The 24,480-nt window shown below is 68.2% G+C and carries 19 protein-coding genes; 13 read left to right on the forward strand and 6 right to left on the reverse strand.

What is annotated here, in order from left to right; genetic code table 11:
* The first annotated feature begins 3 nt into the window (after positions 1 to 3).
* The 6 genes from H5U26_RS11895 (at position 4) to H5U26_RS11920 (ending at position 6,358) form a co-directional block, all read left to right on the forward strand.
* The gene (locus tag H5U26_RS11895; RefSeq protein ID WP_290619944.1) at positions 4 to 423 is read left to right on the forward strand and encodes an OB-fold domain-containing protein; all 420 of its coding nucleotides are present in this window, start codon (positions 4 to 6) and stop codon (positions 421 to 423) included.
* 49 nt (positions 424 to 472) lie between these two features.
* Positions 473 to 2,044: an AMP-binding protein gene (locus H5U26_RS11900; protein WP_290619946.1), complete on the forward strand. Its 1,572-nt coding sequence runs from the start codon at positions 473 to 475 to the stop codon at positions 2,042 to 2,044.
* Between the two features lie 91 nt (positions 2,045 to 2,135).
* Positions 2,136 to 3,335 (forward strand): aromatic ring-hydroxylating dioxygenase subunit alpha, encoded by a 1,200-nt coding sequence (locus tag H5U26_RS11905; RefSeq protein WP_290619948.1) that lies wholly within the window; start codon positions 2,136 to 2,138, stop codon positions 3,333 to 3,335.
* A complete protein-coding gene (locus H5U26_RS11910; RefSeq protein WP_290619950.1) occupies positions 3,332 to 3,661 on the forward strand; it encodes a hypothetical protein in 330 nt (109 codons plus the stop codon). The genes H5U26_RS11905 and H5U26_RS11910 overlap by 4 nt, the downstream gene beginning before the upstream one ends.
* Before the next feature lie 61 nt (positions 3,662 to 3,722).
* Positions 3,723 to 4,340: an isochorismatase family cysteine hydrolase gene (locus H5U26_RS11915; RefSeq protein ID WP_290619952.1), complete on the forward strand. Its 618-nt coding sequence runs from the start codon at positions 3,723 to 3,725 to the stop codon at positions 4,338 to 4,340.
* A gap of 134 nt (positions 4,341 to 4,474) precedes the next feature.
* On the forward strand, positions 4,475 to 6,358 hold the full coding sequence (locus H5U26_RS11920) for a pyruvate kinase (RefSeq protein ID WP_290619954.1): 1,884 nt from the start codon (positions 4,475 to 4,477) through the stop codon (positions 6,356 to 6,358).
* Positions 6,359 to 6,494: 136 nt separating this feature from the next.
* On the opposite strand, the gene hrpA is transcribed toward H5U26_RS11920, so the two are convergent.
* Positions 6,495 to 10,373: an ATP-dependent RNA helicase HrpA gene (hrpA, locus tag H5U26_RS11925; RefSeq protein ID WP_290619956.1), complete on the reverse strand. Its 3,879-nt coding sequence runs from the start codon at positions 10,371 to 10,373 to the stop codon at positions 6,495 to 6,497.
* A gap of 127 nt (positions 10,374 to 10,500) precedes the next feature.
* On the opposite strand from hrpA, the gene H5U26_RS11930 reads away from it, so the two are divergent.
* On the forward strand, positions 10,501 to 11,529 hold the full coding sequence (locus H5U26_RS11930; protein WP_290619958.1) for a tetratricopeptide repeat protein: 1,029 nt from the start codon (positions 10,501 to 10,503) through the stop codon (positions 11,527 to 11,529).
* Positions 11,530 to 11,598: 69 nt separating this feature from the next.
* Here H5U26_RS11930 and H5U26_RS11935 read toward each other — a convergent pair whose 3' ends face one another.
* Positions 11,599 to 12,606 carry a GGDEF domain-containing protein gene (locus tag H5U26_RS11935; RefSeq protein WP_290619960.1) on the reverse strand — a complete coding sequence of 336 codons (1,008 nt, stop codon included), beginning with the start codon at positions 12,604 to 12,606 and terminating at the stop codon, positions 11,599 to 11,601.
* A 463-nt stretch (positions 12,607 to 13,069) separates the two neighbouring features.
* On the opposite strand from H5U26_RS11935, the gene H5U26_RS11940 reads away from it, so the two are divergent.
* From H5U26_RS11940 to purT, 6 genes are all read left to right on the forward strand, one after another.
* A complete protein-coding gene (locus tag H5U26_RS11940; protein ID WP_290619962.1) occupies positions 13,070 to 14,221 on the forward strand; it encodes a hypothetical protein in 1,152 nt (383 codons plus the stop codon).
* Positions 14,222 to 14,319: 98 nt separating this feature from the next.
* On the forward strand, positions 14,320 to 15,948 hold the full coding sequence (locus H5U26_RS11945; protein WP_290619964.1) for an acyl-CoA dehydrogenase family protein: 1,629 nt from the start codon (positions 14,320 to 14,322) through the stop codon (positions 15,946 to 15,948).
* Positions 15,945 to 17,126 (forward strand): CoA transferase, encoded by a 1,182-nt coding sequence (locus tag H5U26_RS11950; protein WP_290619966.1) that lies wholly within the window; start codon positions 15,945 to 15,947, stop codon positions 17,124 to 17,126. The genes H5U26_RS11945 and H5U26_RS11950 overlap by 4 nt, the downstream gene beginning before the upstream one ends.
* 67 nt (positions 17,127 to 17,193) lie before the next feature.
* The gene (locus H5U26_RS11955; protein ID WP_290619968.1) at positions 17,194 to 17,574 is read left to right on the forward strand and encodes an antitoxin Xre/MbcA/ParS toxin-binding domain-containing protein; all 381 of its coding nucleotides are present in this window, start codon (positions 17,194 to 17,196) and stop codon (positions 17,572 to 17,574) included.
* Positions 17,534 to 18,271: an RES family NAD+ phosphorylase gene (locus H5U26_RS11960; protein WP_290619970.1), complete on the forward strand. Its 738-nt coding sequence runs from the start codon at positions 17,534 to 17,536 to the stop codon at positions 18,269 to 18,271. The genes H5U26_RS11955 and H5U26_RS11960 overlap by 41 nt, the downstream gene beginning before the upstream one ends.
* A 182-nt stretch (positions 18,272 to 18,453) precedes the next feature.
* On the forward strand, positions 18,454 to 19,653 hold the full coding sequence (gene purT / locus H5U26_RS11965; protein ID WP_290619972.1) for a formate-dependent phosphoribosylglycinamide formyltransferase: 1,200 nt from the start codon (positions 18,454 to 18,456) through the stop codon (positions 19,651 to 19,653).
* A gap of 284 nt (positions 19,654 to 19,937) precedes the next feature.
* On the opposite strand, the gene H5U26_RS11970 is transcribed toward purT, so the two are convergent.
* From H5U26_RS11970 to H5U26_RS11985, 4 genes are all read right to left on the reverse strand, one after another.
* Positions 19,938 to 21,707 carry a CocE/NonD family hydrolase gene (locus tag H5U26_RS11970; RefSeq protein ID WP_290619974.1) on the reverse strand — a complete coding sequence of 590 codons (1,770 nt, stop codon included), beginning with the start codon at positions 21,705 to 21,707 and terminating at the stop codon, positions 19,938 to 19,940.
* A gap of 99 nt (positions 21,708 to 21,806) precedes the next feature.
* Positions 21,807 to 22,094, reverse strand: coding sequence for a DUF427 domain-containing protein (locus tag H5U26_RS11975; RefSeq protein WP_290619976.1), 288 nt, complete (start codon positions 22,092 to 22,094; stop codon positions 21,807 to 21,809).
* A 49-nt stretch (positions 22,095 to 22,143) separates the two neighbouring features.
* Positions 22,144 to 22,998: a glutathione-dependent disulfide-bond oxidoreductase gene (gene yghU, locus H5U26_RS11980; RefSeq protein WP_290619978.1), complete on the reverse strand. Its 855-nt coding sequence runs from the start codon at positions 22,996 to 22,998 to the stop codon at positions 22,144 to 22,146.
* A gap of 79 nt (positions 22,999 to 23,077) precedes the next feature.
* Positions 23,078 to 23,263, reverse strand: a complete 186-nt coding sequence (locus tag H5U26_RS11985) for a hypothetical protein (protein ID WP_290619980.1) — start codon at positions 23,261 to 23,263, stop codon at positions 23,078 to 23,080.
* Positions 23,264 to 24,480: the final 1,217 nt, after the last annotated feature.

The raw sequence follows: 24,480 nt of genomic DNA on the forward strand, positions 1-24,480 counted from the left end.
GCCATGTACGACATCACGCGCATCAAGGGCTGGCCGATGCCGGTCCTGAACGAGTTGAACCAGCCGCATTTCGACGCCATGGCCGACGGCAAGGTGTTGGTGCAGCACTGCCCGGACTGCGACACCTGGCTGGCGCCGGGCGCATTTGTGTGCGAGAACTGTGGCTCGACCGCTGTGCAGTGGCGTGAGGCTTCCGGCCGCGGCGAGATCTATAGCTACGTGGTCATGCACCGCACCTTCGACCCGGCCTTCGAGGCCATGGTCCCGTACAACGTGTGCCTGATCGAGCTCGCCGAAGGTCCGCGCCTGCTGGCCAACGTGGTCGGCGTCGCCAACAACGACCTGACCATCGGCCGCGCCGTGCAGGCCACGTTCGAGAAAGTCGGCGAAGGATTGCCGCTGCTGAAATTCAAGCCCGGCTGATCCTCGCCGCGTTCTGCCCCCACCAGACCTGCGACAGGAGACGGCGGCCATGCTGCCACGCGATTACATTGCCCGCTGCGCGGCGCACTACCCGGACAGGATTGCCTATCACGATGGCGACCGGTCGCTGAGCTGGCAGGCGATTCACACTCGCTCGGACCGCCTCGCCGCTGCCCTGCAGGGCCTTGGCCTGAAAAAAGGCGATGTGGCCGCCATCCTCAGCCACGAGCACCTGGAGGTCTACGAGCACCTCTACGCCTGCTACAAGATCGGCCTGCTGCGCTGCGGCATCAACTGGCGCTACGCGCCGCGCGAGATGCTGCACGTCATCCGCGACAGCAACGCACGGGTGATTCTGGTGCAGGCCAACTGCGTGCCGCTGCTGGCCGAGATACTGGACGACATCCGCGCCGAGGGCCGGATCCTGATCGGCTACGGCGGCGCGCACGGCCTGCAGCATGACCTGGAGACCCTGATCGACAGCGCGGATGCCGGGCCGCGGCCCGTGGAGCTGGCCGAGGATGACCTGATCGCGCTCAGCTACACCTCCGGCACCACCGGAATGCCCAAGGGCGTGATGCTGAGCCAGGGCGCCATGCGTGACTCCATGCTGTACACGGTGCTGGGCATCGGGCTGCGTTACGAGGACGTGTGGTTCCCGCCCACGGCCTCGGGCTGGATCACCTTCGTGCTGGGTTCGATGAACCTGATGAACGGCATGAGCGTGGTGCTGCCCAATGGCGACTTCGATACCGCGCGTTTCCTGCAGTTCGTCGGCCGCTATCGGGTCACGGCCACCATCATCGTGCCGCTGATGATGCAGCGCCTGCTGGACGAGTACGACCGCGGCGGCTACGACCTGTCCTCGCTGCGGCTGGTTACCTACGGCTCCTCGCCGGCGCGCCCGGCGCTGATCCGCCGCACGCTGGACACCTTCGGCTGCGAGTTGATGCAGCTGTACGGCATCACCGAAACCACCGGCGGCTGGGTGTCGTTCCTGCATCACGACGATCACCTGCGCGGGCTGTCCGAGCGCCCGGAGCTGCTGAGCTCCTGCGGCCGCTGCGGTGTGCACATGGAGCTGTCCATCCGCGACGAGCGCGGGCGGCCGCTACCGGCAGGTGAAGTCGGCGAGGTCTGGATCCGCGCCAGCACCAACATGCGCGGCTACCTGAACCTGCCGGAGCTGACCGCGCAGACGCTGGTCGACGGCTGGCTGAAAACCCACGATCTGGGCCGGCTGGACGCCGACGGTTACCTGTACCTGACCGACCGCAAGAATTTCCTGATCATCTCCGGCGCTGCGAACATTTACCCGAGCGTGGTCGAGACCGTGCTGGCCGAGCATCCGGCGGTGCGCGAGGTGGCGGTGATCGGTGCGCCGCACCCCGAATGGGGCGAGGCGGTGGTGGCGACGGTCAGCCTCAGGGAAGGCGCCCACGTGACGGCCGAGGAGCTGCTGGCCTTCTGCCGGCCGCGCCTGGCCAAGTACGAAGTGCCCAAGCACATCGAGATCGTCGACGAGCTGCCCAAGGGCCTGACCGGCAAGGTGCTCAAGAAGAATATCCAGGGCTGGTACAGGGACAACCCGACACGGCTGCCCTGGAAACCGGTCGACTGATCGGCCGTTAATTCGCTTACCATTCGAGTTGCTGTCGCGTGGCAGCCGCATACGCGGCGGTCCGCACAACCATAAGCAGGAGAGAGACGTCATGACCAAGCCGGACGAGAAATTCCATACCCAGATCACCACCCCGGCGCCCGACATGGGCACCGGCCCGCTGCCGGTCGAGCCCTACATCTCGGCCGAGTTCTTCGAGAAGGAGCGCGAAAAAATCTTCCGCCGCGCCTGGCTGGAGGTGGCGCGGGTCGAGGAACTGCCCAATCCCGGCGACTACGTGGTACGCCCGATCGAGGTGCTCAAGACCTCGATCCTGCTGGTGCGCGGCAAGGACGGCGTGGTGCGTGGTTTCCACAACGTGTGCACGCACCGCGGCATGGCCGTGGCCATCTGCGACAAGGGCAACGCGCAGGGCTTCATCTGCAACTTCCACGGCTGGACCTTCGATCTGGACGGTCGCCTCAAGGGCCTGCCGGGCGAAGAGTATTTCGCCAATCTGGACCGCGCCGACTATGGCCTGCGGCCGGTGGCCACCGACACCTGGAACGGCTTCATCTTCGTGCACTGGGAACCCGAGCCCAAGATCGGCCTGCGCGAGTTCCTGGGCGGCATGGCCACGCAGCTGGACGACTACCCGTTCGCCCGCTTCAACCACATTGCCCGCTACAGCGCACGGGTGAAGGCCAACTGGAAGACCTTCATCGACGCCTTCCACGAGGCCTACCACGTGATGATGGTGCACCGGCACACGGTGCCGGATGCCTGCGCCGGGCAGGAAAACCCCTACGGCCTGCTCAGCACCGCGCGCATCTACGGGCCGCACCATTCCGGTTCCGTGTGGGTCAATCCGAACCACAAGCCGACCCCGTCGGAAACGCTGGCCTGGAAATACGGCATGAGCTTCGCGCCGGGCGACATGGTCGACCTGCCGGGCCTGAACCCGGACAAGTCCGCCAACTGGTGGTTCGACATCAACGTGTTCTTCCCGAATTTCTTCATCGACGTCGGGCCGGGCTGGTACTTCACCTACAACTTCTGGCCGGTGTCGGTGGACGAGTCGACCTGGGAGATGAACATCTACCAGCTCGACGCCGAGACGGCCGGCCAGAAATTCGCCCAGGAACACACCAAGGTGCTGCTGCGCGACATCCTGTACGAGGATCTGAGCACGCTCGAATTCGCGCAGAAGGCGATGGGCTCGGGGGTGCTCAAGCACCTGCCGGTCAGCGAGATGGAGATCGCCGTGCGCCACCAGTTGCACACGGTGCAGGAATGGGTGAACCGGCCATGAGCGAGACCGGCTTTGCCCTGCCCGAGGCTTATCGGGACCTCGCCTGGCTGGCCGACTGGGCGCTGCCGACCGAGCGCGGGCGGCACAGCAAGCGCATCGGCACGCCACTGGCCGAAATCCAGCGCGTGTACGATGCGCTGCTGCCGCGCATCGAGTCGATGATCGCGCATCTGGACCAGTTTCCGATCAATGATCTGCCGCCGGCCGAGGCCAACCTGATGCTGTTGGCCCTGGTGTTCGTGGAAGTGTCGCCGTCAGTGGAGCTGCTGCACTCGCCGACCGTGCCGGATGGCTTCGAGCCCAGTCGCTTCGAGGTGCATTTCTGAGGCGGTGCTGCCAGGCCGGTACATCGCATACACCCGTCAATCAACCGAAGGAAGCCTATAGATGGCCATCGAAATCGACGTGAAGAAGACCGCTGTCCTGTCGATGGATTTCCAGAACGACATCATCCATCCGGATGCTCCCCTGGCGCAGGCGGCCGGCTTTGCCAAGATGGTGCAGGAAACCGGCATCCTGCCGCGCAGCGCCAAGCTGCTGGATGCCGCCCGCCAGGCCGGCATGAAGGTCATCCATGTGATGGTGGAGTTCGGGCCGGATGCGGCACCGATGCCCACGCGCGGCGCCTTCTTCCGCATGCTGGGTCAGGGCGGCCCGACCCTGGTGCCGGGCAGCTGGGGCGCGCAGATTCATGATGAAGTGGCGCCCAAACCCGGCGACGAGATCGTCAAGAAGTCCATGATCAGCGCCTTCGTGGGTTCGAACCTGGACGAGGTGCTCAAGAAGAACGGCATCACCGACATTGCCATGATCGGCGTGGCCACCACTTTCGTGGTGGAAGGCACCACCTGGAGCGCCGTCGACAAGGGCTACAACTGCATCGTCATCGAAGACTGCGTCTGCGCCGGCAGCAAGGAAGCCCACGACGCGGCCATCCAGACTTCGCTGACCTACCTCGCCGATCTGTGCAAGGCCGACGAGTTCATCGCCGCCATTCAGAAGTAATCCCGGCCAGCCGGTGATTTGCGAGCCCCGCCGGTGCATTCGCGCCGGCGGGGCTTTTTTGCGTGCTCGGTCCTGCGGTTCCGTCGCGGGCCGTGTCACAAGGCTGCCATGCGCTGGGTTTAACATGCCCGGTCATGATTGAGCCGCCCCTTTCGGCCGCGGCCGGCGCGTGGGACGCGGCGACCTGTCTGGCCTTGATCGACGAGCTGCAGCAGCTGCGCGCCGCCATGCTGCAGGCGCATCAGCGTCTCAGCCCAAGGCTGGATGATGTGCAGCCGCACTGGCAGGCCAGTGCCGTCAATCTGGCGCATTACCTTGCCATGCGCCGTCATGACATCCGCCACCTGCAGGAACGTCTGGCCTGGGTCGGTGTGTCGTCGCTCGGCCGCGCCGAGACGCATGCGCTGGCCAGCGTGGACAAGGTCCTGGGCTTGCTGCACCTGGTGGTGGGGCAAACGTGGACCGCGCGCAGCGGCGACGAACCGGTTGGCGCCCAGCGTGGCCCGGCGCTGCTGGCGCAGCACGCCGAGCGCCTGTTCGGACCCCCGCCGCAGGCGCGCGGCGTGCGCATCATGGTGACCTTGCCGAGTACGGCGGCCAGTGACGACACCCTGGTAGCGATGCTGGTACAGGGCGGCATGGACATTGCCCGCATCAACTGCGCGCACGATACCCCGGCTGCATGGGTCGCCATGGCGCGGCGGGTCCGTCGGCAGGCGCGCCGCGCCGGGCGGCCGGTGCGCATCCTGATGGATCTGGCCGGCCCCAAGCTGCGCACTGGCCCCATCGCAGGCGGACCGCCGGTGCTCAAGGTCAAGCCCGAGCGCAACGCCTGGGGCACGGTCACCGCACCGGCCCTGATTGGATTGCATCCGCTCGGTAGCGTCGTGCCGGTCCCGGGCGCCGCGGCAAACATCGGCGTCGAGCCGGCTTGGCTGGCGCAGCTGCGGGTGGGCGACATCGTGCATTTGGTCGACGCCCGCGGCGCCAAGCGGCAGTTCGTGGTGCGTCATCGCACCGCTGCCGGGGCGTTGATGGTCGGGCAAAAGACCGCCTACCTGGTCGCCGAAACGCGGCTGGAGCTGCGCCGTCGTGGGCGCAAGGCGGCGGTGAGCGGCATCGGCGACCTGCCGCCCGCACCGGCCGGGGTGCACCTGCAGCGTGGTGATCGGCTGCTGGTGACGCCGGACGGCATCGGCCAGCCGGCAGCAATGGCAACCGGCCGCGGCCGTCCACGGCCTGCCAGGGTGCCGTGCACCCTGCCGCAGGTGCTGGGGCAGGTGCGCCGCGGCGAGCGCATCTGGTTCGACGACGGGCGCATCGGTGGCGTGGTCCGCCGCACCGGCGCCGCCGGCCTGCTGGTGGAAATCACCGACTGCCGTCCCGGCGGCGCCACGCTGCGGGCCGACAAGGGCATCAACCTGCCCGACAGCACCCTGCAACTGCCGGCGCTGACGCAAAAGGATATCGAGGACCTCGACGTGGTGGTGCGGCATGCCGACCTGGTGGGCCTGTCGTTCGCGCAGTCGGCAGCGGACGTGCGCGCCCTGCAGGGCCAACTCGCGCGCTTGGACGGCGGCGGGCTTGGCATCATCCTGAAGGTGGAAACCCGCCGCGGCTTCGAGCACTTGCCCGGCATGCTGCTGGCGGCCATGGGCAGCCGCGCCGCCGGCGTGATGATCGCCCGCGGTGACCTGGCCATCGAGTGCGGTTTCGAACGCCTGGCCGAGGTGCAGGAAGAACTGCTGTGGGCCTGCGAGGCGGCCCACATGCCGGTGGTGTGGGCGACGCAGGTGCTGGAGGGGCTGGCCAAGACCGGTCAGCCGTCGCGGGCCGAGATCACCGACGCCGCCATGGGCGGTCGCGCCGAATGCGTGATGCTGAACAAGGGGCCGTACATCGCGGAGGCGCTGCGCACGCTGGACGACATCCTGCGCCGCATGCAGACGCATCAGGTCAAAAAGCGCAGCCTGCTGCGGGCGCTTCAGGCCTGGCCGGCGGATGACGACGCGGATTGAAGCCCGCCACTTGCCCGGCCGGCATCCTGCTCCTGAGCGCCGAGGTCGACGGCGGCGGTCGGCTGACGATCATCATTGACCGCAACTTCGCTGGCCAGGGACCGATGGCGCTCGCCGTCAACGCGGTGCGCGCTCGTCACGGGCGTGCCAGTTCCTGTAGCAGGCGCGACAGGCGCGTGACCGAAACGGGCTGAGCGGTGCCCAGTTCCGGCGCGAACAGCGCGACGCGCAGTTCCTCCAGCAGCCAGCGCAGTTCAGTCCAGGCCGGGTCGTCGCTGTGGGGCGGGTAGGCGAGCCAGAACGCTTGCCACAGGGTTTGCAGCGCCTGTCGATCGGCTCGTTCGGCAATCGGATCGCGCTGCGCGCGCTCCAGGCGCGTTGCCGCGGCGTGCAGGTAGCGCGGCAGTTCGGCCAGCCACAGCGGCGGCGTGGCAGCGACGAATCCCGGCTGGATCAAACGCCCGAGCTGATCGCGCAGGTCGGCGGCCACTTCGAGCAGCGCCAGCGTGGTGGCGTGGTCGAGTCGGCGCTCGATGTCCCGCCAGGCGCGCAGGGTATCGGTCACGGCTCGCGTGAGCCGGTCCGCGATGGGCACCAGCCGGACCTGCAGCGCCGCGACCAGCACGGCGAATTCGGCGCCGTCGCGGGGGGCGTTGGGGTCATCCCAGGCGCTGTCGATGATCGCCCGCTGCAGCTCGCGCAGCAGCTGGGCAGGCGTACCCAGGCGCCGGTAAAGCGCCGACGCCGGCGCCAGCGTGGCCGGGGTCGGCAAATCGTCGGCCAGGGCGCGCGTCAGCAGGGCACGCACCCCGCCGCGGTGCGCTGCCGCGGCCGTGATCTCGTCGTCGAACAGACGCACCGCGCAGTCGTCACCCGCATCGACCAGCGCCGGCCAGCGCAGCAGCAGCGCGCCGCCCGGACCGGGCGTGGTCACCTGCCGCGGCAGGGCGCCGAAATCCCAGGCGGTGATGCCGCTGTGTTCCAGCGGGTGGGGGCGGCCGGAGGCCGCGACGGGTGTCCGGGTCTGACCGAAACGGGCCTGCAGCTGCGACCAGTCCCGGCCTGTGGCCAGCGCCGTGCCGTGCTCATCCACGATTTCGAAGCGCAGGCGCAGGTGCCGGTCCAGACGGGCGGGGTCGAAAGCCTCCGGTGGGCAGGGCTGGCCGGCCAGAGCCGACAGCGCAGCGGCCAGCGCCGGCAGCAGCGGACCCGTGCCCGGCCTCAGCCGTGCCAGGGCCCGGGCGGCGAAGTCCGGCGCCGGCACGAACTGCCGCCGCAGCGCGCCGGGCAGGCTGCGGATCAGCGCCGCGCATTTCTCGGTCAGCCAGCCGGGGATCAGCCAGTCGAAGACATCGGCGTCGATCCGCTGCAGCAGTGCGAGCGGCAGGCGCACGGTGATGCCGTCGTCGTCGTGGCCGGGCTCGAAGCGGTAACGCAGCGGCAGCAGCGCGCCGCCGGCCGCCAGGCGATCGGGAAAGTCCGCGGGCGTGATCGCATCGGCGCGGTCGGTCAACAACTGGTCGGCGGACAGGCGCAGCGCATCGGGCGCCTGCCGGCGCAACCAGTGGTCGAAGCGGTGCCCGTCCCAGACCTCGGCTGCTATGCGCGCGTCGTACAGCGCGAACAGCGCATCCTCGTCGATCAGCAAGGGCCGACGCGCCTTGGCCTGTAGCGTTTCAAGCTCCCCCAGCAGGCGGCGGTTGGCGGCCAGCGCCGGGCACGCGGCATCCAGCGCGCCGTCGATCACGCCCTCGCGAATGAAAATGGCCCGCGCGTGGGCCGGATCGATCGGGCCATAGGCAACGCGCCGCCGGCTGGCCAAGGTCAGTCCAAACAGCGTCACCCGCTCGAAGGCGACCGGGCGCCGGCTGGCGACATCCCACTGCGGCTCGCTGTAGTCGCGGCGCAGCAAATGCGCGGCGGCGGCCTCCACCCAGTGCGGCTCGATGGCGGCCACGGTGCGCGCATACAGGCGACCGGTCTCCACCAGCTCGGCGGCCATCAGCCAGCGCGGCGGCTTCTTGGCCAGCGCAGAGCCGGGGAACACCCACATTTGCGCGCCACGCGCGCCCTCCAGGCCGCGGGACAGGCGCGCCCGCCGGGATTCGCCGCGCGGGCCATCCTGGCGCCGGGCGATGCGTCCGAGCAGGCCCGCCAGCAACGCGCGGTGGATGGCGTCGTAGTCGGCGCCGAGGCTGGAGCCGCGCAGGCCCATGCCGTTGGCCAGTTCCGTGAGTTGCCCGGCGATGTCCCGCCACTCGCGCAGGCGCAGGTACGACAGAAAATGCTCGCGGCACCACAGGCGCAGCTTGGCCTGCGAGCGGTGGCGGGCCTCCTGCTCGAAGGCCCGGTAGATGTTGAGCAACGACAGGAAATCCGAGCGCGCGTCGGCAAACTGCCGGTGCACCTGATCGGCGTGCTCGCGGGCGTCGAGCGGGCGCTCGCGCACGTCCGGCACGGTCAGTGCGGCGGTGATGATCAGCACTTCGTGCAGCGCGCCGGTTCGGCCGGCCTCGATCAGCATGCGCCCGAGCGCCGGATCGAGCGCAAAGCGCGCCAGCTGGCGGCCGATGCCGGTCAGCACGCCGGCGCCGTCCACAGCGCCCAGTTCGAACAGGGCCTGCTGCGCGGCACGCAGGTGGCGCCGCTGCGGCGGGTCCAGGAACGGGAAATCCGCCGCCTCGCCCAACTGCAAGGCCTGCATGCGCAGCACCACGCTGGCCAGGCTGGCGCGGTGGATTTCCGGGTCGGTGTGCGGGCTGCGGTTGGCGTAGTCGTCCGGCGCGTACAGGCGGATGCACACGCCGGGGCCAAGCCGGCCGCAGCGCCCGGCGCGCTGATCGGCGGCGGCCTGGGAGATTTTCTCGATGCCCAGACGCTGCACATGGCTGCGGGCGCCATAGCGGCTGACACGCGCCAGGCCACTGTCGACCACGTAACGGATGCCGGGCACGGTCAGCGAGGTCTCGGCCACGTTGGTGGCCAGCACCACGCGGCGCTGTTTGGAGGGCGCGAACACGCGGTCCTGCTCGGCGCGCGACAGGCGGGCGTACAGCGGCAACAGTTCCAGGCCGGCGGTGCCGTGCGCGCGCAGCGCCTCGGTGGCGTCGCGGATCTCCCGCTCGCCGGGCAGGAACACCAGCACATCACCCGGGCCTTCGCCTTGCAATTCCGCGACGGCGGCCACGATGCCCTCGACCAGCGTGCGGTCGGCCTGGTCGGGGTCCGGCGTCAGCAGCGGGCGGTAGCGCACCTCGACCGGATGACCGCGGCCGGACACCTCGATGATCGGCGCGCCGCCGAAGTGCGCGGCAAAGCGCTGCGGGTCGATGGTGGCCGAGGTGATGATCAGGCGCAGGTCCGGCCGCTGCGGCAACAGGCGATGCAGGTAGCCGAGCAGAAAATCGATGTTCAGGCTGCGCTCGTGCGCTTCGTCGATGATCAGCGTGTCGTAGGCCAGCAGCTGCGGATCGGACTGCGCGTGTGCCAGCAGCAGGCCGTCGGTCAGCACCTGGATGGCGGCGCCGTCCGCGACCGTGTCGTCGAAGCGCACGCTGTAGCCGACTGCCCGCGGCGCGCCAAGCTCGACCGCCAGACGCGCCGCCACGGCGCGGGCGGCGATGCGCCGCGGCTGGGTGTGGCCGATGCGGCCATGCACGCCGCGGCCCAGGTGCAGGCACAGCTTGGCCAGCTGCGTGGTCTTGCCCGAGCCGGTCTCGCCGCAGACCACGATCACCTGATGCGCCTGCAGGGCGGCGGTGATTTCCGGCAGATGCGCGGTGATCGGCAATTCCGGCGGAAAGGTGACGCTTGCCGGCCGCGCGGCCCGCCGCGCGCCAACCACCGCCGCGGAGCGGGCGAGCTGGGCGGCGACTTCGGCCTGCAGCCGATCGGCGGGCTGGCCGCTGACGAGCCGCCGCTGCAGCGCGGCGAGGCGTTTCGCAAGCGCGGGGCGGTCGGCCAGCAAGGCATCGTCGACCTGCGCTGCCAGCGCCTGCACGCCGGATGACAGCAAGGCCGAATCGGCGTCAGGCGGGAGTTCTGGGCGGTTCACGGGCGCGGTGACAGGTTGCCGGGGCAGCGTACCATAGCGCCCCCAAGCCCCCGATGAAGCCGCATCTGTGCTCCCGAACACGCCGCATTTGCTCGTTCGCCACCTGCTGCTGGCGGCCCTTTGCCTGGGTTCTACCGGCGCTGCCGCGGCCGGTCTGGAGGCCACGGCGACGCCGGCCGCGGACGGAGCGCCCGCCATTTCGATCGAGGCCCAGACCGCCGCCGCCAAGGCCGGCGACGCCACGGCGCAGTACGCGCTTGGGCTGATGTACGCGCACGGCGACGGCGTGGCACGCGACGATGCGGCGGCGGCGAAGTGGTTTGCTGCCGCCGCCGCGCAGGGCCATGCCCAGGCCGCCTACAACCTGGGCGTGCTGACGGTGAGCGGCCGCGGCGTGGCGCGCGATTACGGTGCCGCCCGCAAGCAGTTCGAGCAGGCGGCGGCCAGCGTGCCGTCAGCGGCCTACAACCTAGGCGTGCTGTACGACCAGGGCCTGGGCGTTTCGCCCGACGCGGCGCAGGCGCTGGCCTGGTACCGCAAGGCCGCCGATGCCGGTCACGCCGGCGCGCAGTACACACTCGGTCAGATGTACTACGAGGGCATCGGTGTCGAGGCCAACGACGCGACGGCCCTGCGCTGGTTCAGCGCCGCGGCGGCGCAAGGGCACCGGGAGGCGCAGTACAACCTGGGCGTGATGGCCTATGTCGGGGCCGGCATGGCGGCCGATCCGAAGGCCGCCGCCGACTGGTACCGCAAGGCGGCCGAACAGGGCGACCCGCTGGCCGCCTTCAACCTGGGGCGCATGTACCACCTGGGCGAGGGCGTCATGCGGGACGATGTCCAGTCCGTCCACTGGTATCGCCGGGCAGCCGCCAAGGGTGATGCCTTTGCCCTGAACAACCTCGGCTTCATGGTCTACAACGGCCTGGGCGTGCCGGCCGACCCGGTGCGCGCCTATGCGCTGTTCACGCTGGCGGCGGCGCGCGACAACGCCAATGCGAAGAAAGCGCTCGATCTGCTGCGCCCGCAGCTGGGCAACGAGGAAGTGGCCCGTGGCGAGGGCCTGGTGCGGGAATGGAACGCCGCGCTGAAGGCCGGACTGGCACCGGCCTTTTGATGCCCGCGCAACGGTCGGCGGGGCCGGTGCCGGGTTAAAGATAGACCCGATGACCTGTCCGGCATTGCCTCAGGCGGCTTTCTTGCTGGCGTGTACGCAGCGGTCCCGCCCCTGGGCCTTGGCGTCATACAGGGCCGCATCGGTGCGTTCGAAGACCGTTTCCAGTGTGTCGTCGCTGTTGAAGGTGGCTACGCCGCAGGAGATGGTGACCGGCACCCGCTCGCCACGACTGCGAAACGGCGCGGACTTGATGGTGCGGCGCAGTTTCTCGGCGATCTTCATGGCGGCATCCTCGGCGGCGCCGTTGAGGATCACCACGAATTCCTCGCCGCCGTAACGGGCCACGAAATCCGACGAGCGCAGCTGTTCCTGCAGCAGGCGCACCACTTCCTTGAGCACCTTGTCGCCGGCGGTGTGCCCGAAGGTGTCGTTGATACGTTTGAAGTGGTCGATGTCGCAGACGATCATCGACAGGTTGCCGCCATCGCTGCGCCAGCGGGCGACTTCCAGTGCCGCCCTGCGGTCGTAGGCGAGCCGGTTGTAGGCGCCGGTCAACGGATCGCGCAGGGCCTCTTCGGTGGTGACATCCAGTCGGCTGCGCAGCGTGATGGTTTCCGCACTCAATTGCGCGACCTGCTGGCTGAGCTGGCCGAGGTGATCCTCCAGTCGGCGCTGGTGGCTGTCGCCGGCCTGGTCCTGCTGACGCAGATGATCCTGCAGGTGGTCCAGGCGCTCGCGGATGAACGACTTGAGCTGGTCCAGGTCGTCGGTTTCCGACGACACGGCACGCAGCTGCAGGAATTGCGCGTCGGTGATCTGTCGCGTCTGCTGGGCCTGTGCGCCGGCCTGGCGGTTCAGGCTATTAGCTTCGTTCAGGGCCGTCTCGAGTTGCACCAGGCGGCCGACGGTGGCCTTGAGGAATTCCTGCAGCTCGGCCTGGCGCCGTTGCGCATGGGCCTTGGACTCCACCAGCAGGTGGATCAGTTGGGCGGCAAGTTTCTGGCGACCGGTCTCATCGGTCGGCCTGCCCAGCGCGCGTTCGATATCCTGCGCCAGCGGCTCCAGGGGCACCGGCACCAGCACATGCTGCAAAACGCTCCGGATCAGTTGGCCCTCGCGGGTGTTCAGCGGGGATTCATTGTGGTTTCCCGGGACCGGACCCGGCTTCACTGACTGTGACAATTTCGAAAATGCCTCTTGCAGGAGGGTGCCGGTGTGATCGGTGGTGGCCGCGTCGCGCAGATCTGCCAGCGCTGCGACAAGGCCGGGATTGCAGGCCGCAGCCAACTCGCACAGCTGCGGCACGATTTGTCGCAGAAGCGGTTCCAGGGTGCCGCCGACGGAGTTTTTCATAGGCGATGACCGATGCTGTCAGCAGCGTCGTTCTGCTGCCGGATTGTGTATCGCCAGACAGGGCAGGAACTTGAGTGCGGTCAGGTGGATGCCCCTGCAATTCGCTTGCCGGGCTTGTCCCTTGGGTCAAGGTGCCGGTTCGGACTTGCCCTAGTATGGCGGCCAGTTTCCGTTGCCGAGGTACGCCATGATTCTGATCTTGCAAGAGCACGTCCATGCCGGCACGCCGGCATTCGTCGCCATCATGGAGTATCTGGCCCGGAGGCCCGGCGTGAGCGTGCGCGTGCAGGAGATAAAGGGCGCGCAGCAGACCCTGACCGAGCTTTACCTGATCGGCGATACCGCCACCCTGGACCGGGAGGAAATAGCCGATTTGCCCGGTGTGGAGCAGGTGGTGCGCGTGTCGCGCGAGTACCGCATTCTGGGGCGCCATCAGGACGACTTCCGGCCGAGCGGTTTCGAGTACAACGGCGTCGCCTTCAGCCAGGACAGCTTCGAGCTGTTTCCGGGCCTGTGCGCCGTGGACAACCGCGAGCATGTGGATCGCACCTTCGCCGCGCTGGCCGCGCAGGGCCTGCGCTGCGCGCGCATGGGGGCCTACAAGCCGCGCACCAGTCCATATGCCTTCCAGGGCCACGGCGCGGCCTGTCTGCCGTTCGTGTTCGAGTCGGCCGGCCGCCACGGCGTGCGGGTGATCGCCATGGAAATCACCCACGAGAAGCACATTCAGGAAATCAACGACGCACTGTCGGCGGTCGGCCAGCCGACCGGCGTCATGCTGCAGGTCGGCACGCGCAACACGCAGAACTTCGAGCTGCTCAAGGCCATCGGCCGCCAGCAGGAATTCCCGGTGTTGCTCAAGCGCGGTTTCGGCATCTCGCTGGAAGAATCGCTGAACGCCGCCGAGTACCTGGCCAGCGAAGGCAACCAGCGGGTCGTGTTCTGCCTGCGCGGGGTCAAGTCCAGCCTGGGTGACCCTCATCGCAATCTGGTCGACTTTGCGCACGTGCCTGTGGTCAAGCGCCTCACGCGCATGCCGGTGGGCGTCGACCCCTCGCATTCGGTAGGCCGGCGCGACCGGGGTCCGGACGGTATCGAGGACATCCACCACGCCGCCGCGCAGGGCGTGATTGCCGGCGCCAACCTGGTGCTGGTGGATTTCCACCCGGCGCCCGCCAAGGCGCTGGTGGATGGCCCGCAGGCGCTGACGCTGGAGGAACTGCCGCTGTTCGTCGAGGACATGCAGATCGCCCGCGAGGCTTACCTGAAACGCCGCGCGGCCCATGAACGCGCCCGGCTGCCGGCGCAGGAAACGGCGCTCGCCGACACGGAATCCTGAGGGCGGCGCCCCTGGCGGGCGCCAATGCCCTGTTGGCTCGTCGATAATCCCGGCCGCAGTGGCGGGTGACGCCACAAACGGCGTTCTGGGGACACGGCATGACGGCAGGCGAACTGGGGCTGGCGGCGCTGCGCGGGACGGCAGCTTTGCTCACGCAGGTGCGCGAGCGTCTCGTGCAGCTCACCGCCGGCGGGCGCGACATCGACGGCCATCAGGTCGCGGTGCGCCGTTATGCCAACCTTGAAGCGCGACACAAGGCCGCCCAGGCGCTGGCCGAGTGGGCCGACGAGGATCCATCGGCGCGTGAGATGGCGGATCTGTTCGCCGCCGATTTCGCACTCGAAGCGCTGCACCTGATCGAGCGGCACGGCGCCGATTTCGGGCTGCCGGCGGGCGATATCGACGCCACCTTGCCGGCCGGCGCGCGGGCGGCGTTGGCATCCGCGCTGTCCGAAAGCCGGTTTCGCGCCCTGGCCGAGCGCTCTGCCGGCCACGGCTTCGTCAACCACGGCGCCATCCACGGCGAGGACGCCGACCTCATCCTGGCGCTGCGCGATGGCGCCCGCCGCTTTGCCGTCGAGCGCGTGGCGCCGCTCGCCCAGCGCATTCATCTGGACGACCTGCTGGTGCCGGAGGAACTGATCGCCGGCATGGCCGAGCTGGGCTTCTTTGGCATGTCGATCCCGGCCGAATACGGCGGCACCGGCATGAGCAACCTGGCCATGGTGGTGGCCACCGAGGAGCTGTCGGTGGCCTCGCTGCCGGCCGCCGGCAGCCTGATCACGCGCCCGGAGGTGCTGGCCAAGGCGTTGCTGGCCGGTGGCACCGAAGCCCAGAAACAGCGCTGGCTGGGGCCGGTGGCGCGCGGCGAGCTGATGGTCGGCGTGGCGGTGACCGAGCCCGACACCGGATCCGACGTGGGCGCGCTGCGCTGCCGGGCGACACCGGCGGTGCAGGACGGCGTGGCCGGCTGGTCGATCGATGGCGCCAAGGCCTGGAGCACCTTTGCTGGCCGCGCCGACGTGCTGGCGCTGCTGGCGCGCAGCGATCCCGATCCGGCCGCCGGCCACCGCGGGCTGTCGCTGTTCATCGTCGAGAAGGAGCGCTGCCTCGGGCACGATTTCGATCTTCGCCAGCCGGGCGGCGGGCGGCTCAGCGGCAAGGCCGACCGCACGCCAGGGTATCGGGGCATGCACTCGTTCACACTGCAGTTCGAGCGCTGGTTCGTGCCCGGCGACCGGTTGGTGGGGGAGGCCGGTCGCGGCTTTTATTACCAGATGGCCGGTTTCGCGGCCGGGCGCTTGCAGACTGCCGGTCGGGCCACCGGCCTTGCCCAGGCCAGTCTGCTGGCGGCCGGGCAGTACGCGCAGCAGCGGCGGCAATTCGGCCGGCCGATCGGGCAGTTTCAGAGCACCGCCTATGAGCTCGGCTGGATGGCGCTGCGCACCGAGGCGGCGCGCCAGCTCAGCCACGCGGCGGCCCGCGCCATGGACGCCGGGCAAGCCGACGCCGGCCTGCTCGCCGCCATGGCCAAGCTGTTCGCCTGTCGGGTGGCGGTGGAGGTCTCGCAGCGCGCGCAGCTGCTGCACGGCGGCTGGGGCTACGCCGAGGAATTCCCGATCGCCCGCTTGGTGGCCGATGCGCTGGTGCTGCCGATCTTCGAGGGCGTGGAGCCGATCCTGGAGCTCAAGGTGATCGGCCGCCAGTTGCTCGGGGATCACGCGTGAGTCCGGGAGCCCTGGCCGGGCTGCGCGTGCTGGACCTGTCGCAGGTGCTGGCTGGACCGTTCTGTACGCAGATGCTGGCCGACCACGGCGCGGAAGTCATCAAGATCGAGCCGCCGGAGGGCGATCCGGCGCGCCGCTTTGCGCCGTTTCGGGCCGATGATACGGAGCGCGCCTTCGGCGGCTATTTCCAGAGCATCAACCGCGGCAAGAAAAGCGTGGTACTGGACCTCAAAACCGATGCCGGACGCGCTGCCTTTCTGAAGCTGGTGGCCAGCGCCGACGTGTTGGTCGAGAACTACCGCGCCGGCGTCATGGAGCGCCTGGGGCTGGGCTTCGAGGCGCTGGCGAAGATCAACCCGCGCCTGGTCTATGGCGCGATTCGCGGTTTCGGCGATCCCCGCAGCGGCGAGAGTCCGTACAACGACTGGCCGGCCTTCGACGTGGTGGCGCAGGCCATGGGCGGCATCATGGGTATCACCGGTCCCACCGCCGACCAGCCGCTGAAGATCGGCCCCGGCGTGGGCGACACGGTGCCGGCGCTGATGCTGGCCTTCGGCATCCTGGCCGCCGTGCGCCATGCCGAGCGCAGCGGGCAGGGGCAGTTCCTGGACATTTCCATGATCGATGGCGTGCTGGCCCTGTGCGAGCGGCTGGTGCACCAGTACAGCTACGCCGGCGAGGTGGCCGGCCCGGAGGGCAACGGCCACCCGCTGCTGTGCCCGTTCGGCCTGTTTCGCGCTGCCGACGGCTGGGTGGCGATCGGCTGTCCGACCGACAAGTTCTGGGTCGAACTGGCCGCTGCCATTGGCCGCCCGGAACTGGCGGTCGACTCCGGCTGGGCCACCAATGCGGCGCGTCTGGCCCGCCGCGGCGAGGTCACGACCTTGATCGAGGGCTTCACCGGCCAGCGAAGCAAGGCGCAGCTGAAGGCGCTGTTCGGCGGGCGGGTGCCGTTCGGGCCGGTGCAGAACGCGGCCGAAATCTTTGCCGACCCGCACTTCGCCGCCCGCGACATGCTGGTGCAGGTCGAACAGCCGGGCAGCGCCACGCCGGTCACCATCGCCGGCGTGCCGGTGCATCTGTCGGCCACGCCGGGCGCAGTGCGCGGCCGGGCGCCGAAGCTTGGCGAGCACACGGCGGAGGTTTTGGCCGGCTTGGGCGCGGATCGTCATTCCTGAAGATTTATCTTGCGATTATTTATTCCTGAGAATATATTGTCGCTCGATCTCCATTGGAGAATGCCCCATGCCCCAGGCTCTCGCCGCCGCAGCGTCCAACACCGGCCGGGTACTGACCCAGGCCCTTGTCGAAACGGCCGACCGGCTCAGCGTCGGCCCGAGCGAGCTGAAGGCCATCATCGGCGTCAGCCAGCCGACCGCCTCGCGCCTGTTGCACGGCGCCTACCAGCTGACGCCCGGCAGCAAGCCCTTCGAGCTGGCGGCCCATCTGGTGCGCCTGTACCGCTCGCTGTCGGCCATGGTCGGCGGCGACGACGCGCTGGCCGGCCGCTGGCTGCGCAGCGCCAATCTGGCCTTTGAAAATGCCCGGCCAATCGACGTCATCAAGCGCGTGGATGGCCTGCTGCATGCCTGCGAATACCTGGACGCCCACCGCGCTCGCGTCTGAGGCCGGGCGCTGGGCCGGCAGCGGCTGGCGGGCGGTGGAGGCGCAGCATCAGGTGGCCACGCTGCGCCTGGCGCGCGGCAATCTGGAAGACCAGCGCCTGCTGGAGGACATCCTCGACGCCGCCAAGCCGCCGACGGCGGGCGCGACCGGCGACCTGCACTGGCTGCTGGCGACGCCGTTTCGTTACCGCCCGCCGGTTGGCGGTTCGCGTTTCCGCGGGCGCACCGATCCTGGCGTGTTCTACGGTGCGCAGGACCGGCCGACGGCCTGCGCCGAAGCGGGTTACTGGCGACTGCGGTTTTTTCTGGACAGCGTGGGTCTGGCCGATGTGACTGCTACGGTGTCGCTCACGCTGTTCGAATTTCATGCAGCGTCCGACCGGGCACTGGACCTGACCACGGCCGCATTCGCTGACGCGCGGGCGGCGCTGACCCATCCGGCCGACTACACCGCCAGTCAGGCGCTGGCCGCGCAGGCGCGCGAGGCGGGCATCGACCTGATCCGCTACGCCTCGGCGCGGCTGGCCGGTGGCGTGTGCCTGGCCCTGCTCACGCCGGCGCCGTTTCGTCAGGTGGCGCAGCCGTACCGCAATGCGCACCAGACCTGGCAGCTGACCCTGCTGCCACCAGCGCGCGTGGTGTGGGAGCGCGAACTGCACGCCGAGCGCTGGGAGTTTCTCTATGGAAACGCCGAATGAATGCGGTCTGGATTTCTCGGCGCCTGCCATCGGGAAAAACCCGGGTCGGGGTGTTGTGGCGCGATGATCGCCCGGCGCAGCCGGGCTACAGTGGTTTGCAGCCGTTGCTTCTGGCTGCGTGTCCCTATGCCGATGCCGGCTGAGACAATGCCCCGGCCCACCACCTGCCCCCGGAAATAGCCATGTTGCTAGGTACCCCGCTTGCCGCCAATGCCACCCGCGTCATGCTGTTGGGCGCCGGCGAGCTCGGCAAGGAAGTCATCATCGCCCTGCAGCGCCTGGGCGTGGAGACCATCGCGGTGGACCGCTATCCGAACGCGCCCGGCCAGCAGGTGGCGCACCGCGCGCATGTGATCGACATGACCGACGGCGCCGCGCTGCGGGCGCTGGTGGAGCGCGAGCGGCCGGCCCTCATCGTGCCGGAGATCGAGGCCATAGCCACCGACACGCTGGTGCAGATCGAAGCCGACGGCCTGGCCGAGGTCATTCCCACCGCCCGCGCCGCGCAGCTGACCATGAACCGCGAAGGCATCCGCCGCCTGGCCGCCGAGGAACTGGGCCTGCCGACCTCGCGCTACGCCTTCGTCGACAGCCTGGAGCAACTGCGCGTCGCGGCGGCCGACATCGGGTTCCCCTGTTTCGTGAAGCCGGTCATGTCCTCGTCCGGCAAGGGCCAGTCGCGGGTACAGGAGGCCGCGGAACTGGAACGGGCCTGGCAGCACGCGCTGGACGCCGGCCGGGTGCGTCAGGCGCGCCTGATCGTCGAGGAGCAGATTGCGTTCGACTACGAAATCACGTTGCTGACGGTGCGCAGCCTGGGCGTGTACGGCGACACCGAAACCCGCTTTTGCGAGCCCATCGGCCACCGTCAGGTGCATGGCGATTACGTGGAAAGCTGGCAGCCGCAGCTCATGAGCGACACCGCCCTGGCCCGGGCGCAGGACATCGCCGGGCGCATCACGCAGGCGCTCGGCGGGCGCGGCATTTTTGGCGTGGAGCTGTTCGTGCGCGGCGACGAGGTCTGGTTCAGCGAGGTCAGCCCGCGCCCGCACGACACCGGCCTGGTCACCCTGGCCAGCCAGCGCTTGTCGGAGTTCGAACTGCACGCGCGCGCAATTCTGGGGCTGCCGGTGGACGTGGAGATGAGCACCCCGGCGGCCAGCGCCGTCATCTACGGCCAGCTGGAGGCGGTCGGTATTGGCTATGTCGGTGTCGACGAGGCGCTGCGCATCCCCGGCACCGACATCCGCCTGTTCGGCAAGCCCGAGTCGCACGCCCGTCGCCGCATGGGCGTGGCCCTGGCGCGCGCCGGGGACGTGGAGCTTGCCCGTCGGCGGGCACGCGATGCAGCGGCGCGGGTGCGGCCGGTGACGGCAGGGTGAGTCGCCGCAGCCCAGGGATGCGCTGCCAAGATTGCGATTTTGACAGCCATTGGAGAACTGTAGCCCGGCTGTGCCGGGCGATCATCGCGCAGCGAAGCTGCGCTCCCACAAGGCTTTTGAAGTGAATGGCGGGCGCTGGAAAACCCAGGATGGATTTATTCCGCGCTCTCGTAGGGGGTAAGCGCCTGCGGCGGGCGGGCGAACCCCGCCCCTTGCTTGCCCAGGGACGCCGCCGTTGACGGTCTGCTGCCCCGGCCGTCGACCGGGCGGGGCAGCGGTTTCGTTCAGCCGTGCGGGGCGCCGATCGGAATCACCGGCACCAGCAGGTGCGAGGCGTGGTCCCGGTCGCGGTACAGCTTGTAGTAGGTCAGCGTCATGCTGGGCAGCGGGCCCATCACGTTCATGCGGTGGTGCCAGGGGATGTCGATCGGGTCGCAGGTGCTGATTTCCAGCTCCAGCCGCTCGCCGGGCCGGAACACGTAGGAGATCGACGGGAAGCCGATCGAGTACTCGTTGACCTCGCCCGGCACCACCGGCGTTGGGTCCACATGCGTCTGCACCGGGTTCCAGGGCGTGGATTTTTCGGCATCCAGCGCCCGGTGCGAGGCCTTGAGCACGCCGCGGCACAGCGGGAAGCGCTCGCCGCCGGGCCCGACCGTCCACAGCTTGGCGATGAAGGTCGCATCCGGCTGATCCAGCGCCGCGTGCAGGTTCAGCACCACAGGTCCCGTGACTTCCATCGGCGCGCTCATCGGCGGCGTCGAATAGCGCACGGAATTGCGCTCGGTCGAGATGATCGGCGGGCGGTGCACCAGCGGGTCGGGATCGGCGTCGGTGGGTTCCGGCAGCGCATGCAGCCCCCCGAACGGGCGCAGATAGAGCTTGGTCCACTGCGTGCGCGCCAGCGGCCATTCATTTTCGAAACGGTACTGATTGACGCCCATCACGAACAGGCGGATCGGCGGCTCGTCCATGATTCCGGTGTCCACGCCCTTCATCCAGTGGTCGTACCAGCGCAGCGCCTCGTACTTGAGTTCCGGCGGGCCGGGCAGGGCGGTGTGGATGTGGTGGCCGAAGATGGCGGCTTTCTTGGGCACGTTCAGGGTCGGGTCGTTCATGTCGTCCCACACGGCCTGCATGAACGGCTTGAAGAACGGAATCCAGCAGCTGGCCGTGTACACCGGCACCGTAATCTTGCCGACCTTGTCGCGCGAGCGGCGGCGGGCCCAGAAGTCGGTGTTGGTCGGGTGCAGCAGCTGGTCGAAAAAGGCCGTCTTGCGCCGTGCCAGCAGGCGCACGTAGTTGGTGTTGAGGGCGATGTCCTTGGTAGCCGCTATGGCGTTCACGCGCGCTTCGAGTTCTTCCGGCGAGTACAGCCTTTCGGACTCGGACGCCGTGGTGTGGGCCGGAATCTCGCGTTCGAGTTCCCACCAGAACGGCTGGATCACGCCGCCCTCGTAGGCCACGCCGTAAAGATCGTTGGCGGCTTCGTAGGGAAAGATCGCGGCCAGGTGCGGCGGCTGTTGGGCGGCCACGAAGCGCTGGATCATGCCGAACCAGGAAATCCCCATCATGCCGACCTTGCCGCTGCACCACGGCTGGGCGGCGATCCACTCCACGATGTCGTGGCCGTCCTCCTGTTCCTGCACGCTGAACGGGCCGTGCCAGGCGCCCTCGGACTTGCCGAGGCCGCGCTCGTCCGGGATCACGTACACGTAACCGCGCTTGACGAAAAACTCGATGTCGCCGGCCTCGACGTTGTGGTCGAACACCCAGGAATTGATCGGCTGGGCCGGGATGGGCGCCGACTGGCAGTCCTTGCCGTAGGCCGACAGCGCCAGCAGGCCCGGGAACTTGCCCGGCGCGTCCGGCCGGAACACGTCCGCGCGCAGCGTCACGCCGTCGCGCATCTGCAGCGGCACGTCGCGCTCGATGAGCATCCGGTACTGCGGTTTCGAGAGCTGGTCGACGTTCTTCAGGTACTGCGCCTGCCAGTAGGCCGGGCGGGGCAGGTCTACTGCGGCCAGGGCGCGTTCGAGTTCGGCGTCCGTCATCGTCGTGGTCTCCTCGTGATTTTTTTGTGGACCCGGCGGGCCCGCGCACATGATGCCACCCCTGCGTTCGGCAGCGGGCGCTGCGCGGACCGCCCCCGATCAGGCCGAGTCGACGATCTGCACGCCCCGCCAGAAGGCCACGCGGCCGGCGACCTGCGCCGCGGCGGGCTTCGGTTGCGCGTAGTACCAGGCCGCATCGACGTTGCGCGCACCGTCGACGTTGAGCGAGTAATAATTCGCCGTTCCTTTCCACGGGCAAACCGTCGTCGTCGCGCTTTGCTCGAGCAATGCGCGGTTCACGGATTCAAGCGGAAAGTAGTGATTCCCCTCCACGACTACCGTGTCGGGCGACTCAGCGATGACCTGGCCGTTCCAGATTGCTTTCATGGCTTCTCATCCAGTGGTGGGAAAGCTTTTCGACCGGACCGTGCGGCGCCTATCCCCGCTTGGCCTCGAAGTCGCTGGCGTCGTGCCGCTCTGGCAGGCGTTCCTCTTCCGGCCCCCAGGTTCTGTTGACGCGCCGACCGCGCTGCACGGCCGGACGCGCCCGAATCTCGGTCGCCCAGCGCACGACGTTGGTATAGGAAGCCACATCCAGAAACTCCTGCGCCTCGTAAAGATTGTCCAGCACCAGGCTGCCGTACCAGGCCACGTTGGCCATGTCGGCAATGGTGTACTCGTCGCCGCACACATAGCGTCGCCCGGCCAGATTGCGATCCAGCACATCGAGCAGGCGCTTTGCCTCCATGGTGAACCGATCGATGCAGTATTCGATCTTCACCGGCGCGTAGGCATAAAAGTGTCCAAAGCCGCCGCCAAGGTAAGGCGCGCTGCCGACCTGCCAGAACAGCCAGGACATGCACTCGGCCCGTGCCGACGGCTCTTTGGGCAAAAAAGCGTCGAACTTCTCGGCCAGATAAACCAGAATGGCCCCGGATTCGAACACCCGCGTCGGCGACGGGGTGCTTCTGTCCACCAGGGCCGGAATCTTGGAATTCGGATTCACGGCCACGAAACCGCTGCCGAACTGATCGCCTTCCATGATGTTGATCAGGTGCGCGTCGTACTCGGCCCCGTGCCGGCCCAGCGCCAGCAACTCTTCCAGCAGGATTGTGACCTTGACCCCGTTCGGCGTTGCCAGCGAATACAGCTGCAGCGGATGCTTGCCGACGGGCAATTCCTTCTCATGCGTGGCGCCGGAAATCGGCCGGTTGATGCTGGCGAATCTTCCCTCGCCGCCCGCTTTCCATTTCCAGACCTTGGGCGGAACGTAAACTGACGAGTCGGTCATGATGGGTGCTCCTGGTTTTGAATGATGCAGAGGGTTGTGAGCCATTGGAGAACTGTGGGAGCCCGGCTGCGCCGGGCGATCATCGCGCAGCGAAGCTGCGCTTAAACAGGCCCATCACCCTTGGCATGGGCGTGGTCGGTGCGCTGAGCGGGTGCATCTGGGGTTCCTCGCGGAAGATGTCCTCGCGGTGGAGGATGTCGCTCGGGATCGCGTGCGGCTCGGCTGGCCAGGCGTCGGCGCTGCCGGTGCGGGTCTGCATGTCCATGGGATACTCCTCGAAGCTTGGGCTGCGGCAGGTCGGGGCGCCGCGCGAGCACGGCGCCGTCAGTCTAACCGGGTGCCACGGACACTGGCCGACGCTGACCCGCGCAGGGAACCCGAGCGAGCTGCGGCGCTGCCGCTGGTGGCGCAGGGAGCAGGGCGCGGGCGCCGTGGCCAAGGCCGCGCCGCTGCGATCCGCACGCTGCCCACCGACAAGGCACCGAGTTCACGGACCGGCTGTTCGATGGCCGCGCGTGGGCACCGGCCGGCCCGTTGATCGACCGGCTCATGGGCCGGGACTACCCATCCGGCGGATCAAGCTGTGCCGGTCCGCCCTGCGCGGGCCGTGGTCGGGTGGTGCCTGCCGTGAAAGTAGATGTATCGTTTCACACACCAAGCCTACGCACGCTCGGTACGCAGGCTGAAGTGCTTCAGCCGGAGACGATCGCGAAGCTGATCGAGCAGCCTGGGCGGCCGCGGCACCGAAGGATCGGCAGGAGCAGCGTTCATGTGCAGGCCCAGCTTATCGGATAGGGTGAACGTTATGAATCATGAGGTTGGCACACGACGCCCAGGTTATCGGACGGTGTCTGATAACGCTCTTATTCCAACATTTGTCGGATGACTCACGTCGGGCACCTTAGGCCGAGGCTATCAACACGATGACTACGCCTGACCCATATCTCATTTTTCGGCCACGACCTCTTCTCCGAGACTTACCGAAGAATCTGCTGCCCTATGCGGAAAACAGTTCGCCATGCGAGCGCGTGGGCAGCATTGGGCTTCCCCCTGAAGTTGAATTCATACGGTTCCCCTTCAGAGAGGAATCGAGCACCTACAGCTTTTCAATCGCACGCGAGAGTAATTTACTAATTGCCGAGGCAATTCGAACTGGAAAGCGAGCGGTAGCGTGGGCAAAGCGCAGCGTGCCCACGCGGTTTTAGGATTTGGCAGATATACGGACCGGGCCCGTTTACCCCACGGGCCACACAAACACGATTCAATGCGCCCTCAAAAAAACCCAACCTCAATTGCGAACGTCGGAATCTCCCAATAATCAGCCATCCCGAGTGATTCAATTCCGCGTGGGCACGCTGCTTGGATTCAAGAATCAAGTGCAACACGATTTGAGAAATTGGCGATTTCTTCGGCCATGGCTTCGTCCGGTGTTCTCCAGTCCAAGGTTTTTCGAGGACGGCCGTTCAGAAGCCGGGCGATGTC

The sequence above is a fragment of the Immundisolibacter sp. genome (genome assembly GCF_014359565.1).
In the GTDB taxonomy this organism is placed as follows: Bacteria; Pseudomonadota; Gammaproteobacteria; order Immundisolibacterales; family Immundisolibacteraceae; genus Immundisolibacter.

Coding starts and splice junctions, on each gene's coding strand:
- H5U26_RS11895 (WP_290619944.1), top strand. CDS start 4: ATGTACGACATCACGCGCATCAAGGGCTGGCCGATGCCGGTCCTGAAC.
- H5U26_RS11900 (WP_290619946.1), top strand. CDS start 473: ATGCTGCCACGCGATTACATTGCCCGCTGCGCGGCGCACTACCCGGAC.
- H5U26_RS11905 (WP_290619948.1), top strand. CDS start 2,136: ATGACCAAGCCGGACGAGAAATTCCATACCCAGATCACCACCCCGGCG.
- H5U26_RS11910 (WP_290619950.1), top strand. CDS start 3,332: ATGAGCGAGACCGGCTTTGCCCTGCCCGAGGCTTATCGGGACCTCGCC.
- H5U26_RS11915 (WP_290619952.1), top strand. CDS start 3,723: ATGGCCATCGAAATCGACGTGAAGAAGACCGCTGTCCTGTCGATGGAT.
- H5U26_RS11920 (WP_290619954.1), top strand. CDS start 4,475: ATGATTGAGCCGCCCCTTTCGGCCGCGGCCGGCGCGTGGGACGCGGCG.
- H5U26_RS11940 (WP_290619962.1), top strand. CDS start 13,070: ATGATTCTGATCTTGCAAGAGCACGTCCATGCCGGCACGCCGGCATTC.
- H5U26_RS11945 (WP_290619964.1), top strand. CDS start 14,320: ATGACGGCAGGCGAACTGGGGCTGGCGGCGCTGCGCGGGACGGCAGCT.
- H5U26_RS11955 (WP_290619968.1), top strand. CDS start 17,194: ATGCCCCAGGCTCTCGCCGCCGCAGCGTCCAACACCGGCCGGGTACTG.
- H5U26_RS11960 (WP_290619970.1), top strand. CDS start 17,534: ATGCCTGCGAATACCTGGACGCCCACCGCGCTCGCGTCTGAGGCCGGG.
- purT (WP_290619972.1), top strand. CDS start 18,454: ATGTTGCTAGGTACCCCGCTTGCCGCCAATGCCACCCGCGTCATGCTG.
- H5U26_RS11970 (WP_290619974.1), bottom strand. CDS start 21,707: ATGACGGACGCCGAACTCGAACGCGCCCTGGCCGCAGTAGACCTGCCC.
- H5U26_RS11975 (WP_290619976.1), bottom strand. CDS start 22,094: ATGAAAGCAATCTGGAACGGCCAGGTCATCGCTGAGTCGCCCGACACG.
- yghU (WP_290619978.1), bottom strand. CDS start 22,998: ATGACCGACTCGTCAGTTTACGTTCCGCCCAAGGTCTGGAAATGGAAA.
- H5U26_RS11985 (WP_290619980.1), bottom strand. CDS start 23,263: ATGGACATGCAGACCCGCACCGGCAGCGCCGACGCCTGGCCAGCCGAG.